The following is a 13059-nucleotide window of genomic DNA, read 5'->3' on the forward strand; positions in this document are numbered from 1 at the left end:
GCGTTCATCGGACAAAGCCAAGGTTGCAGGAAAGTGGTCGGGTCTGGCATCGGTCAGATGCAGCAACCGATGTGGTAGCGGTGTGGTATAGGGATGACGCAGAGCACAGCGGAGCAAGGCGTACGGAATGATCGATGACTGAACAGCCCAGCGACCGCGAACTGGAGATCGCGACAGCCTATGTGGATGGGCAGACCTACAAGGAGATCGCGCGAAGTCTGGACATTGCGCCGTCGACCGTGCGCACCCACCTCAGGACGGTCTACCGCAAGCTTGGTGTGACGTCGCGGACGGAGCTTGCCAATGCGTTGAGCCAGCGCCATGACGGTACACCCTCGGCACGGGATGACGCGGATCTGATTGCGGAGCTTTCGCTGCAACTGGACGAGGCGATCCGCCGCGAACGCGTGTTGGCGCGTGTATTGCGCATCATCAGCCAGAAGGGCCATGACCTGCCGGCGGTGATTGCTGCCGTGCTCGACCATACACTTGAGATCTGCGAGGCGGAGTTCGGAATCCTTTTCGAGTATTGCGGAGACCTCCGGTTTCGGGCCCGGCATTCGCGCAATATTCCCGAACGTTTTTCGTCGTGGCTGACCGAACAGGACATTTTTTCCGTGGAGCCGGAAACCGGGCTCGGGCGGGTTGCAACGGAACTGGCGACCGTGAACATCGTGGATGTCCGGGGTGAAGACATCTATCGCCATGGCGCGCCGCTGCGGATCGCGACGGCGGAACTGGGCGGCGCGCGGTCTTTTGTGGCTATACCGATGATGTCCGACTCGCGCCTGCTGGGAGCATTCACGATCTATCGGACCCGCGTCCACCCGTTTCGGGACCGCAGTCTCGAGCTGGCTCAGCTGTTCGCAGACCAGGCAGCCATCGCAATCGAAAACGCCGGCCTCAAGGAGGCCCGGGATCACGCAGAAACGGCGCTGGAACCAGCCGCCGTTCCGGTGCCGCCATTGCTTGCGGTTCTGCCCTTCCGCGCCGCGGACGAAACTGACGACGACGCGCGCCGTCTGGGGCGGCGGGTCGCTGCGGAACTGTCGATGGAGCTGTCAAGCAACCCATTGTTCCGTGTGATCGATCAGACATCCAGCTTTTCGCCGCGGCTGATGGGGCAGTCTGCGTTGCAGAGTGCAGAGCGACTTGGTGCCCGTCTGGTCGCCTCGGGTTCGGTCAGGCGTCTTGGCTCAGGACGGTATCGCCTTGCGCTTGAGCTGCACGAGGCCGGGCGCCCGGCTGCGATCCATCAAGATGTCCTGACTTATTCCGAATTGCAAAGATCGGACCTGCTTGAAGACCTCATCACCCGGCTTTGCGCTGCCATCGGCACGCGCGCAGAGCGATCGTTTCTGTCGGCGGCAAAGGAACGTGGAGATCGGAGCCCGTTGGCTCTCGATCAATTCCTCATGGGTTTGGAGCATCACCACGTTCACAACGAAGAGGGCTATCTTGAAGCCCGGCGGCACTTCGAGAATGCGGTCTCTCTTGATGCCGGGTTTGCACGGGCCGAGGCTGCGCTTGCGATCACCTACGTTCGCGAGTGGTTCTGGAAAAGTGATAACCGGGAACTGCTGGATGTCGCTGAGGACTATGCCCGCAGGGCCTTGACGATGGATTCAGAGGACGCCTGGTCGCTGACCGTGTCCGGCGTTGTCGCGCTTTACAAACGGCGGCACGGAGAGGCGGCTGCCCATTTCGAAGCCGCGCTGGAGCGGGCACCCTACGATGCGTATGTGGTGTCGCGGGCCGGGCTGGGGCGGTTTTACAGCGGCAATTTCGAGGATGCGGCGCAGCTGTTTCAGCGCGCTATTATCCTCGACCCGCTTCATGCCGATCGCCAGCGCGGGATGCTGGGCCATGCCTACCTGCACCTCGGGCGGTACGATGAAGCGCTGGCCGCGCTGCGGGCGGTGCGGGACCCCTTGCTTTGGGAGCTTGCCTGGATGGCAGCGTGTCAGGCTCTGTCCGGTGACGAGAGCTACCGGGACACATCCGACAGATACAGGAATATGCTGGGACCGAAGGTCCAATCCTACAGGGCACCGACCCGCCCGTTCAAAAATGAAGCGGACATGCTGAGACTGGACGCGGCCATGAAACTTGCGGGGCTGATCTAGAGCCGGATTGGCTTTTCGGAACTGTCCGTCCGTCTGACGCGGTTGGCGGTGACGTGTCTACTCCTGACCCATGAACCGCGGATCGCCCGTCGCCCAGGCGACGCCATCCCCCCGATCCATGCCTTCGATCAGCGCCATGTCCGCCGCATCGATCTCGAAGCCGAAAAGATCGATGTTCTGCCGCATCCGTGCGGGGTTCAGGCTTTTGGGGAGAACGCCAAATCCTTTCTGGACCCCCCAGCGCAACAGGACCTGGGCTTCCGTGACCCCGTATTTCGCGGCCATCGCCTTGAACGGAGAGTCCTCGTCTGTGCTTGCCGCCTGCATCTCGGATGTCTTGGCGCTGTCCTGTCCGGGTTCGGCGCGCCATGTCGAGAGGGGAACGAGAGAGCTGTAGGCAATCGGTGCGATCCCGTTCGCAGCCATGAAGCCGAGCAATTCGGGCTTCTGGGACCAAGGGTGCAATTCGATCTGATTGTATTCCGGCATAGGCAGGCCAGCCGCGCGGATTTCTTCGATATGCGCCTCGGTGTAGTTGCTGACCCCAATGGACCGGGCCTTCCCGGCAGCCTTCAGATCGACAAGCGCCCGCCACTCGTTCACCCGTTCCTGTCCGCCAGAGGGGGCATGGATGAGGTAGAGATTGACATGGTCGAGCCCGAGCGCCTGGAGAGACGTTTCGAAGGCAGACATCGTTTCGTCATAGCCTTTCGGGGCGTCACCCCATGCGGCATTTCCCGGCCAGAGCTTCGTGGTGACGAAGAGATCAGAGCGGTCGAGGCCGCAGGCAGACAGGCCGCGTCGGATGCCTTCGCCAACGCCCGCTTCGTTGTGATACCCGGCTGCTGTGTCGATATGACGGTAGCCTGCTTCGATTGCCGCTGCGACCGCAGCGGGGGCATCATCATTCGAAATGAGGTACGTTCCGAACCCGACGATAGGCAGGCCGGTCGAAGTGGTCGGGGTTCCGTTGGCCAGACTGTTCATTTCGTGTTTCCCTCTTGAATTCTTGGCTTCGTGGTCAGTTGCCTGATTGGAGATTGTATAGGCAAAGAAAGATTGCGTTTCTTGCTTATTGATCCGCCAAAGTTGACTGTTCGTCCAAGATGCCGGAAGAATGTTAAATTCAAGAATAGATGTGCTACCACGCTACGGGACAGGATTTTGGGACGCCATATGCAGCCGGAGCAGATAGAAGCAGCGCGGGATCTTGCCCTTTCGGGCGCCAGTGATGGCGTGACGCGACTTGGGCTGGGTGAGGCGGTGGTGCTCCGTCAGAGCCATCCGACCGATATCGAAGGTACGCTCTACCGGCCTCTTTTGTGCCTGATCCTGCAAGGGGCAAAGGATGTCTCTGCAGGTGCGATTTCCGTTCGTTGTCCGGCGGGACATGCGATCATCGTCAGCCATGATCTGCCGGTGTCGTCGCGCATCACGCACGCGTCGGAGGATGCGCCATATGTTGCCTTCGTGCTGCCCATCGATCTGGGACTTCTGCGCGGGTTTTTCGATCTTGTTCCCGATGTCCCGGATGGTGCCGAAGACGAGCGTGCGCTTACATGTCATCCGGCTGAACCAGGCCTGCTTGATGCGGTTGCACGGTTCATCGCACTTTCGAGAGATCCCGCTGCAGCGCCGCTGCTGGGGCCAATCCTCCTGCAGGAAATCCACGCGCGGCTTCTTCTTTCGGCTCAGGGGGCCATTCTGAGGCGTTTCCTGCACCGTGAGGACCCGTCGCGGCAGGTCGCTCAGGCCATTGCGTCCATTCGCGCGTCAATAGACGAACCGCTGTCCGTGTCTGCGTTGGCGGAACGCACGGGCATGAGCAGGTCCTCGTTCCATGCGCATTTCAAGGCAGTTACCGGGCTGACACCGGGTCAGTATCAGAAGGATATCCGTCTGCTTGAGGCCCGACGCCTCATCGCAGAAGGCAAGGCTTCGATTTCTGCCGTGGCGTTCGATGTCGGCTACGAAAGCCCAGCACATTTCAGCCGGGACTACTCCAGGAAATTCGGGTATTCGCCGCGTGAAGAGCGCACTGGCAGACGGAATGTCCTGGAAGACGAGGTTACATGATCTGCAAAGCCTGCGCGCCTGCTGCATGATCCGCTCCTTGCGGTTTCATCCGGGACAAAAGCCGCTAATACTTGGGCATGGCACAAGACCCTCACCGTTTTGACATTGGCCCGGGCGACGACGCGATGTGGGCTGTCGTTACTGTTGCGCAGGGCGGATATGACATGCTGTCCTATCGCCGTGTCCGTAAGCCACGCCCCGGGCGCGGCGAAATTCTTCTGCAGGTGCTGGCCGCGGGTGTGAACAACACCGAGATCAATACGCGTTTGGGGTGGTACTCCTCATCGGTCACAGACGGGACAGAGCAGACGGCGGGTGCGGTGGCGGCGGCGGCTGAGCAAAAAGCCGATGGCGGATGGAATGCCGCAACGCCGTTTCCGTTCATTCAGGGCACGGATTGCTGCGGGCGCGTTGTTGGCGTCGGTGAAGATGTGGAGCGGCAGATGATCGGCAAACGCGCACTTGTGCGTGCGTGTATGCGTCCCAGAGGATTCGCATCACCGGAGAACATCTGGATGGGATCGGATTTCGACGGTGCTTTCGCGCAGTTCGTGGTTGTTCCTGCATCCGAGGTGTTTCCGGTCGACTGCGCCTGGTCCGATGCTGAACTGGCAACCATTCCCTGTGCCTATGGGACAGCAGAAAACATGCTGCACCGTGTCGGACTGTCAAAGGGAGAGCGTGTCCTCGTCGCAGGCGCTTCGGGTGGGGTCGGCTCTGCCGCCGTTCAACTGGCGCTGCGGCGCGGGGCAGAGGTCATTGCCATCGCGGCCCGTTCAAAGCACGCGGACATGCGGTCACTCGGCGCTGTGGAACTTGTCGATCGGAACGATGACCTTTTGACCCTTCTGGGCGAAAATGCCGTCGATGTCGTGGTCGACAATGTGGCCGGTCCCGGGTTTCCCGCGATGCTGAAGCTGCTGCGGCGTCGTGGGCGCTATGTGTCTTCAGGGGCCATCGCCGGTCCTGTTGTGTCGCTCGACATGCGTGACATGTATCTCAAGGACATCACGCTCTTCGGGTCGACTGGCTGGGACGCGCCCGTGTTCCCCGATCTGATCCGCTATATCGAAAACGGAGAGATCAAACCGCTTGTTGCTGCCACTTATCCGTTGAACCAGATCGCCGATGCCCAAAAAGCGTTCCTGAAGAAAACTCATGTCGGCAATTTCGTTCTGTTGCCGCCGGGTATGGATTGATCCCGCAAAGAACCGTCAAGCCACCATCGTTAACGGGTATCGAGAGATACAGAGCCATCGGCCGTTGCCTCTTGCCCCGTGTCTACCCTCCGATGAACACTGTCCGCGCGACCATCATTTTCGGGTCTCCCAAAAGTGTCCCGCAGCCCGCCATATCGACAATCCAGCGTGCTGCAGGGCGTCCGTGGATCAAGACGGTTGCGCTGCCTTTTGCAATCGGGGGCATGGGCAGCGGTGGTACGAAAGCCGGCGGTGGACCAATCATCGGTGGGTGGGCCGGGCCGGCACTTGTCATGCCGGAGCAAAGCACGAAATCCCCCATAACCGCTGCGGGCATTTTCTCGGTAAGCACAGTGACCGGGCGCCCGGGCGACGGAACAGCGATCAGGCCGCTGGGTACGACCGTATCATGTGTCACCGGGTCTGTGAGACGGGCTCCTGGGAACATATCGCTGGGTCTTTCGACTGCGGATTATCGGCCACGGGCACGTCACGATGCCCGACCGCTTCATCCCAAGGGTGTCTGCATATGCCGTTCCAGTCAACCAAAAGCTGCCAATCCATAAAGGAGGGCAGGGGTTTGAACCGCCGTTGCCTCTCGCTTGTCCACAGTGCAGAGTTCAGGGACATCTCCGACCCGACAGCGCGGGTGCCGTTTGCGGTGCAACCCGTTGATGGGCGGAACTCACGCAAGAGGCTGACGCGCTGGCAGATGGCGGTGTGGCCGATGCCATCGCCAAGGACTTCGATGGAAAGGACGTCCTATGAAGATCGACGGAACCCATTACCGCTCGTTGTGGTGGAACCACGACAGGGATGTTCTCGAGATCATCGACCAACGGTGGCTGCCGCATGACTTCCGGGTGATCCCGGTCGAAACGATGCAAGACTTCGCGGATGCGATCTTTGAGATGCGTGTGCGTGGCGCGCCTTTGATCGGGGCGACGGCGGCCTATGGGATGGCTCTGGCGATGGCGGAAGACCCGTCTGACGCCAATATGGATGCTGCCTGGTCGTATCTGGAAAAGACGCGACCTACGGCGATCAACCTGCGTTGGGCGCTCGACCGCTGCCGGGCTGCATTGCGGCCAGTGGCGGAAGGGGACCGGGCGGCGGCCGCCCTGGCTCTTGCGCACGACATTGCGGATGAGGATGTGGAGATCAACCGCCGCATCGGTGAGAACGGTCTTGCCCTCATCCGGGAGATCGCAGCGAAGAAACCGGCGGGGGAGCCGGTGCGTCTGCTGACCCATTGCAACGCGGGTTGGCTTGCTACGGTGGATTGGGGCACGGCGACAAGCCCGATGTATCATGCACATGATGCTGGCATCCCCTTGCATGTCTGGGTCGATGAAACCCGACCGCGCAATCAGGGCGCGCTGACCTCATGGGAGCTGGGCAAACATGGTGTTCCGCACACCTATATCACCGACAATGCAGGCGGGCATCTGATGCAGCACGGGATGGTGGACATGGTCATCACCGGCACGGACCGCACCACGCGACAGGGGGATGTGTGCAACAAGATCGGCACATACCTGAAAGCGCTGGCAGCCCATGACAACGGCGTGCCGTTCTACGTGGCGCTGCCGTCGCCCACGATAGACTGGACCGTGACCGATGGCGTGGCCGAGATTCCCATCGAAGAACGCAACGCCCGCGAGGTCACCCATGTGCAGGGCGTTCTCGATGCCGGTGATATAGGCGCGGTGCAGGTCACTCCCGAACGCACGCCGGGCGGCAATCCTGCCTTTGACGTCACGCCGAACCGTCTGGTGACAGGTCTGATCACTGAACGCGGTGTATGCGATGCATCCGAAGAGGGGCTTGCGTCGCTTTTCCCCGAATTCGCCCGCGCGGCGGAGTAGGGCAGCCGATGCCTGCCGCACAATTCGGAATAACGCGCAGCACCTCGGTGGAGGAAACGCTTTTCGCCGGTGCGCGTTGCGAAGGGGCCGCTGGACCTGTGCTGGCCTCAGTGCAAAACGGATTTGTGGCCCGCCGCGCCACCGGAACGTGCCGGGACCACACCCGGTTGGAGATGCAGGCATGACACCCGGACAGTCGACCGCTTTGCCGGACACCACAGTAACGCGTCAGGCGCTGATAGAAGCGTGTCTCTGGATGAACGAACGTCATCTCAATCAGGGCACTTCGGGCAATATTTCGGCCCGCGTGGGCGAGGGGCTTTTGATCACCCCGTCCGGCGTGCCGTACGAAGATCTGAGCCCGGATGCCTTGGTGACGATCCCTCTGACGGGACAACCAAAGGCTGAAGGTCCGAAGCCCTCGTCTGAGTGGCGCTTTCACCAGAGACTGCATCAGGCGCGTCCGGACATGCCGGTGGTGCTCCATGCGCACCCGCCCTATTGCAGTATCCTTGCGGTCCAGCGCAGGCCCATTCCGGCATGTCACTACATGATTGCCGCCTTTGGCGGGAATGACGTGCCGCTGGTGGACTACGCGCTTTTCGGCAGTTCGGAGCTTTGTGAGAACATGGCCGAGATCATGTCTGACCGGCATGGCTGTCTGATGGCCAATCACGGCGCGACCGTACTGGGCGAAACCATAGCCAGGGCGCGCTGGCGTCTCGAGGAACTGGAAACGCTGGCGCGGACATATCTGTTCAGCAGCATCGGCGGCGCCCCCCATATCCTGTCTGATGCGGAAATCGCCGAGGTCCTGGTTGCGTTCCAGACATACGGTCCGCAGGACCAAGGCGAACGGAAAGCCTGACCTGCAAAGAGTGAGCGACCTGAAAGCGAGCATATTGCAGAGACCGGTGACTTGGCGTCAGTATGAAGGGCAGGCCACGACACAGGAGACAGTGCGATGTTACCCACACTTGGTATTCTCCTGACTTGCCAACTGATCGGAGAGGCGGTTGCCCGGACGCTCGCTCTGCCCATTCCGGGACCGGTTCTTGGGCTTGCGCTTCTGATCGCTGCGCTGCTTGTACGCCCCGGTCTTGTTGAAACCCTGCGCACCACCGTCGGCGTGATCCTGGCCAACCTTTCGCTGATGTTCGTGCCGGCGGGTGTCGGTGTGATCGGCAATCTCGACGTGCTGTCGGGTGATTGGTTTGCGCTGCTGTGTATCCTTGTGCTGTCCACGATCCTTGCCATGCTGGCGGCCGTGGGTACGTTCATCGGGGTCCGGCGTCTGACCGAGATGCGTCGGGCATGACCAACGTCGCCAATCTTTGGAGCTACCTCTCCACGACGCCGCTGATGTGGCTGACGGCCACGCTGCTGGCGTATCTCGCGGCAAGCACATTTGCGCGACGTCTCGGGCATCCGCCCTGGGCCAATCCTGTTCTGATGGCGGTTCTGCTGATTGCCCCTGTTCTGTGGATTTCCGGCACTGACTACGCGACCTATTTCGAAGGCGCCCAGTTCATTCACTTCCTGCTCGGGCCTGCAACCGTCGCGCTGGCCTTCCCCTTGTGGGAGAACCGCGAGACGATCCGCAGTTCGGTGGCCCCGATCCTTCTTGCCCTGCTTGCCGGATCGGTTGTGGCTGCCGGTTCGGCCATTCTGCTGGCGCGGGCTTTTGGCCTGCCGGACGAGGTGCTTCTGTCGCTTGCGCCGAAATCCACCACGGCCCCTGTCGCTTTGGGAATTGCCGAAGCGGTCGGGGGCGTCCCGAGCTTGACGGCGGTTCTGGTGATCCTCACCGGTATCATCGGTGCGATCACCGTCACACCGCTTATGAACCTGCTGCGTATCGAGGACTGGCGCGCTCGGGGCTTCGCGGTCGGTGTCGCAGCACATGGCATCGGAACGGCGCGCGCGTTTCAGGTGAACCCCGTGGCAGGGGCTTATGCGGGCATTGCGATGGCTCTGAATGCGCTGCTGACCAGTCTCATCGTGCCGGTTCTTGTTCGCTGGCTTGTCTAGATGAGTTCGGTGCGCTGCGCGACGTCGCGCAGCGCCTCCAGAAGGCGCCGCTGCGTTGGAGTGGGAGACCATGTCCTGCGGGTCGCAATGCCAATCGGGCGACCGGGGTCGCCAATCTCGATCGGAAGGCGGCAAATGGTGCCGTTGCGCACGTCCTGTGCCGTCTGGTGCGTCGACAGCATGGTCAGGCGCGGCCCAAGGGTCAGCAGCGACCGGATCAGTGCCATGGAGCTGGCCTCGATGGGCGCCGCAGTCGGGGTTATCGCATGATGGTCGAGGAAGCGGTCGAACTGGTTCCGGGTCGGCGTGCCCTGACGGGGAACGATCCAGCCGAATGGGGACAGATCGGACGGCAGGATTTGCGTCTTCCCCGCAAGAGGATGGTCGGGGCCGCAGAAAATGCCGAGATGATCGTAGAACAGCATGCCCTGTGAAATGTCCTCACCCGGTGAAGGGTCGCGCAACGCGCCGATGATCATGTCGATCCGTCCGTCGCGCAGTTCGTTCAGCAGGTCAGGATAGGGACCATCGACAACGTTGATTTCCGTCAGCGGGAAAGATCCGGTCACCCATGCGATCGCCTGTGGAAGCAAATGGCTTCGCGCCAGAGGCAGGCTTCCGATCACCACCCTGGCGTTTGCCGGTCCATGCAATTGGCCCAGTTCCTCCATAGCCTGTGCAAGTTCGACAAAAGCCAGCCGCGCCGCACGGCTGAGACTTTTTGCTGCCGGCGTAAGTGAAATACCGGACACGGATTTGCGGTACAGCGAAAATCCCGCCAGCGTCTGCAGGTCCTGCGCGACGCGGTAGATCGTTGGTTGCGCCAGTCCAAGGGCGCGCGCGGCAGACGAATAGCTGCCGTGATCCGCGATTGCCGTCAGAGCGCGCAGTTGTGTCCAGCGCACGGAGTGGCGAAACGCCGGGTTTGTTGCGGATTTTGCCTGACCGGCAGCAGATGCATACCCCGTCTCCAGACCCTCCAGCGCACGCCATACACGGGGGTGAAACACTGCGCCCGCCTCGGTCGGTGACATCCCCAGACGGTGTCGGATGAACAACTGTGCCTGAACAAGTGTTTCCAGTTTTCCAACGGCTTGGGTGATTGCTGGCTGTGACAGGTTTACCCGTTCCGACGCTCCTTTGATGGTTCCAAGAGTGTGAATCGCCGAATAGGCGGACAGGTGTCGCAGGTTGAAATCAGGCAATTCCATACAGCACCTATAGGTTTCTTGAATGTCTCTGACCAGTCTTTGAAATGGTCAACCGGCATCGGATCGGGCATCCTGTTCAAGGGAGTATTCAGGAGGAGGGACGCATGAGCGACCGGAAAACAGCGCTGGTGCTTTCAGCGCACGCTGCCGATTTTGTCTGGCGCTGCGGCGGGGCGATCGCTCTGCATCAGAAGCTGGGGTATGACGTGACCGTTGTCTGCCTGTCCTTTGGCGAGCGGGGGGAAAGTGCGCGTCTTTGGAAGGATGGAAAGACGCTGACGGAGGTTAAATCCATCCGTCGCAAAGAAGCAGAGAACGCGGCCAAGGCGTTGAACGTTCACGACCTCCAGTTCTTCGATCTGGGAGATTATCCTCTGGTCGTGGATGATCAGAACAAGATGCGGCTGGTGGACGTTCTACGTGCGGTGCAGCCCAAATTCATGCTGAGCCATTCGAAATACGACCCCTACAACACCGACCACATGTATACGAGCGAACTGGCGCTTGAAGTGCGGATGATCGCGCAGGCCTGGGGCCACAATCCCGGCGAGAAAGTGCTTGGCGCGCCGCAGCTCTATCTGTTCGAGCCGCACCAGACCGAACAGATGGGTTGGAAGCCGGATGTGTTCCTCGACATCACCGAGGTCTGGGACCAGAAGCGCGCGGCCATCGAATGCATGGAGGGCCAGCATCACCTCTGGGATTATTACACCAATGTGGCCGAGAACCGGGGAAACCATTTCCGGCGCAACTCGGGCGGTCAGGCCGGGGGACGTCCGGCCAAGTATGCCGAAGGCTTCCAGTCTGTCTTTCCCCGCACGGTGGATGAACTGTGATGGGGGTCGTTGTTCAGAACATCGACCGGGCCGATGCCGAGGTCATCGAGGGTCTCGCCGCCTGCGGGGTGGCGACCGTACACGAGGCCCAAGGGCGCACGGGCTTGCTCGCGTCCTATATGCGGCCGATTTATCGCGGCGCGGCGATTGGCGGATCCGCCGTCACAATCCTTGCGCCGCCCGCCGACAACTGGATGCTGCACGTGGCCATCGAGCAGATCAAACCCGGAGATGTGCTGGTGCTGGCCACCACCTCTCCGTCAGATGCCGGGTATTTCGGAGACCTGCTGGCCACGTCTGCACAGGCGCGCGGTTGTCGCGGCCTGATCATCGACGCAGGTGTGCGGGATGTCGTCGATCTTGAGAAGATGGGGTTCCCCGTCTGGTCGAAAGCCATCTGCGCGCAGGGCACGATCAAGGAAACGCTTGGGTCGGTGAATGTGCCTGTGGTCTGCGCCGGTGCGGCGGTCGCGCCCGGCGATGTGATCGTCGCGGATGACGACGGGGTGTGCGTCGTGAAACGGACCGAGGCCTCGGACGTGCTGGAACGTGCGCAGGCGCGGGTCGCCAATGAAGAGGCCAAACGCAAGCGGTTGGCGTCGGGTGAACTGGGGCTCGACATGTATCAGATGCGAGAGCGGCTGGCCGAGAAGGGCCTGCGCTATGTCTGACGGCGTTCGTTGCATGTGGATGCGCGGCGGCACCTCAAAGGGCGGGTACTTTCTTGCGGATGACCTGCCCGCGGACCGGGACGCTTTCCTGTTGCGCGTCATGGGCAGTCCGGATCCCCGGCAGATAGACGGCATGGGAGGGGCGGATCCGCTGACCTCAAAGGTGGCGGTGGTCAAACCGTCGGAGCGTCCCGGAGTGGATGTGGACTACCTGTTCCTGCAGGTGGCCGTCGATCAGCCGTTGGTTCTGGACGGGCAGAACTGCGGCAATATTCTTGCCGGGGTTGCACCCTTTGCCATCGAGCGTGGGCTGGTTGCCGGACAGGACGGCCAGACCCGTGTCACGATCTACATGGAGAACACCGGCCAGACCGCGATTGCGACCGTTCAGACGCCGGGCGGTGTGCCGAACTATGACGGCGAGGCGTCCATTCACGGTGTGCCGGGACGCGCGGCGGCGATCCCTCTGGAATTCGTGGAGACCGCCGGATCAACCTGTGGTGCGCTTCTTCCCAGCGGCAACGCCCGCGACACGGTTGCAGGTGTCAACGTGACGATGATCGACAACGGGATGCCGGTGGTCGTGCTCCGCGCTTCGGATGTGGGCATCGCTGGAACCGAAAGCCGCGAAGAACTGGACACGAATGATGCGTTGAAGGCGCGGCTTGAGGAAATCCGTCTGGCCTGTGGGCCATTGATGAACCTGGGCGATGTATCGAAGACATCGGTTCCGAAGATGACCATGGTCAGTGCCCCGACGCAGGGCGGCGTGATCTCGACCCGAACGTTCATCCCGCACCGCTGCCATGCGTCCATCGGGGTGTTTGGAGCGGTGAGCGTGGCAACGGCGTGTCTGTTGCCCGGATCGGTGACCGAAGGTTTGGCACAGGTCCCCGACGGCTTGGAGAAGCAGATGCCCATCGAACATCCCATCGGGGAAACCAGCATCATCGCGCAGATGTCAGAAAGCGGTGAAGTGACCTCTGCCGCTGTTCTGCGCACTGCGCGCAAGCTGATGGACGGTGTGGTGTTTGCCTGAGC

Annotated in this window: 13 protein-coding genes; 10 read left to right on the plus strand and 3 right to left on the minus strand. The window is 61.4% G+C overall.

Annotation, left to right across the window (positions count from 1 at the left end):
- Positions 1 to 134 precede the first annotated feature (134 nt).
- A complete protein-coding gene (locus MGEO_RS06715) occupies positions 135 to 2126 on the plus strand; it encodes a LuxR C-terminal-related transcriptional regulator (RefSeq protein ID WP_085635960.1) in 1992 nt (663 codons plus the stop codon).
- Between the two features lie 57 nt (positions 2127 to 2183).
- On the opposite strand, the gene MGEO_RS06720 is transcribed toward MGEO_RS06715, so the two are convergent.
- The gene (locus MGEO_RS06720; RefSeq protein WP_085635961.1) at positions 2184 to 3113 is read right to left on the minus strand and encodes an aldo/keto reductase; all 930 of its coding nucleotides are present in this window, start codon (positions 3111 to 3113) and stop codon (positions 2184 to 2186) included.
- A gap of 189 nt (positions 3114 to 3302) precedes the next feature.
- Between MGEO_RS06720 and MGEO_RS06725 the strand changes: the two genes are divergently transcribed.
- Both MGEO_RS06725 and MGEO_RS06730 read left to right on the plus strand, forming a co-directional pair.
- A complete protein-coding gene (locus tag MGEO_RS06725; protein ID WP_085635962.1) occupies positions 3303 to 4202 on the plus strand; it encodes an AraC family transcriptional regulator in 900 nt (299 codons plus the stop codon).
- A 77-nt stretch (positions 4203 to 4279) separates the two neighbouring features.
- Positions 4280 to 5401, plus strand: a complete 1122-nt coding sequence (locus tag MGEO_RS06730; protein WP_085635963.1) for a zinc-binding dehydrogenase — start codon at positions 4280 to 4282, stop codon at positions 5399 to 5401.
- 82 nt (positions 5402 to 5483) lie between these two features.
- On the opposite strand, the gene MGEO_RS06735 is transcribed toward MGEO_RS06730, so the two are convergent.
- Entirely contained in the window at positions 5484 to 5849 is a 366-nt protein-coding gene (locus tag MGEO_RS06735) for a PAAR domain-containing protein (RefSeq protein ID WP_085635964.1), read from the minus strand.
- A gap of 316 nt (positions 5850 to 6165) precedes the next feature.
- Between MGEO_RS06735 and mtnA the strand changes: the two genes are divergently transcribed.
- From mtnA to MGEO_RS06755, 4 genes are all read left to right on the plus strand, one after another.
- Positions 6166 to 7269, plus strand: a complete 1104-nt coding sequence (gene mtnA, locus MGEO_RS06740; protein ID WP_085635965.1) for an S-methyl-5-thioribose-1-phosphate isomerase — start codon at positions 6166 to 6168, stop codon at positions 7267 to 7269.
- Between the two features lie 181 nt (positions 7270 to 7450).
- Positions 7451 to 8137, plus strand: a complete 687-nt coding sequence (locus tag MGEO_RS06745) for a class II aldolase/adducin family protein (protein WP_085635966.1) — start codon at positions 7451 to 7453, stop codon at positions 8135 to 8137.
- Positions 8138 to 8233: 96 nt separating this feature from the next.
- A complete protein-coding gene (locus MGEO_RS06750) occupies positions 8234 to 8587 on the plus strand; it encodes a CidA/LrgA family protein (RefSeq protein WP_085635967.1) in 354 nt (117 codons plus the stop codon).
- A complete protein-coding gene (locus MGEO_RS06755; protein WP_085635968.1) occupies positions 8584 to 9300 on the plus strand; it encodes an LrgB family protein in 717 nt (238 codons plus the stop codon). The genes MGEO_RS06750 and MGEO_RS06755 overlap by 4 nt, the downstream gene beginning before the upstream one ends.
- On the opposite strand, the gene MGEO_RS06760 is transcribed toward MGEO_RS06755, so the two are convergent.
- Positions 9297 to 10511 (minus strand): LysR family transcriptional regulator, encoded by a 1215-nt coding sequence (locus MGEO_RS06760; protein WP_085635969.1) that lies wholly within the window; start codon positions 10509 to 10511, stop codon positions 9297 to 9299. The genes MGEO_RS06755 and MGEO_RS06760 overlap by 4 nt on opposite strands.
- Before the next feature lie 104 nt (positions 10512 to 10615).
- On the opposite strand from MGEO_RS06760, the gene MGEO_RS06765 reads away from it, so the two are divergent.
- The 3 genes from MGEO_RS06765 to MGEO_RS06775 are packed head-to-tail and all read left to right on the plus strand — an operon-like array spanning position 10616 to position 13057.
- Positions 10616 to 11347, plus strand: a complete 732-nt coding sequence (locus MGEO_RS06765; RefSeq protein ID WP_085635970.1) for a PIG-L deacetylase family protein — start codon at positions 10616 to 10618, stop codon at positions 11345 to 11347.
- A complete protein-coding gene (locus MGEO_RS06770) occupies positions 11347 to 12018 on the plus strand; it encodes a 4-carboxy-4-hydroxy-2-oxoadipate aldolase/oxaloacetate decarboxylase (protein ID WP_085635971.1) in 672 nt (223 codons plus the stop codon). Before MGEO_RS06765 ends, MGEO_RS06770 begins: the two co-directional genes overlap by 1 nt.
- Positions 12011 to 13057, plus strand: coding sequence for a 4-oxalomesaconate tautomerase (locus MGEO_RS06775; RefSeq protein ID WP_085635972.1), 1047 nt, complete (start codon positions 12011 to 12013; stop codon positions 13055 to 13057). Before MGEO_RS06770 ends, MGEO_RS06775 begins: the two co-directional genes overlap by 8 nt.
- Positions 13058 to 13059 lie beyond the last annotated feature (2 nt).

Origin of the sequence: Marivita geojedonensis, assembly GCF_002115805.1 — a bacterium.
Taxonomy (GTDB): Bacteria; Pseudomonadota; Alphaproteobacteria; order Rhodobacterales; family Rhodobacteraceae; genus Marivita; species Marivita geojedonensis.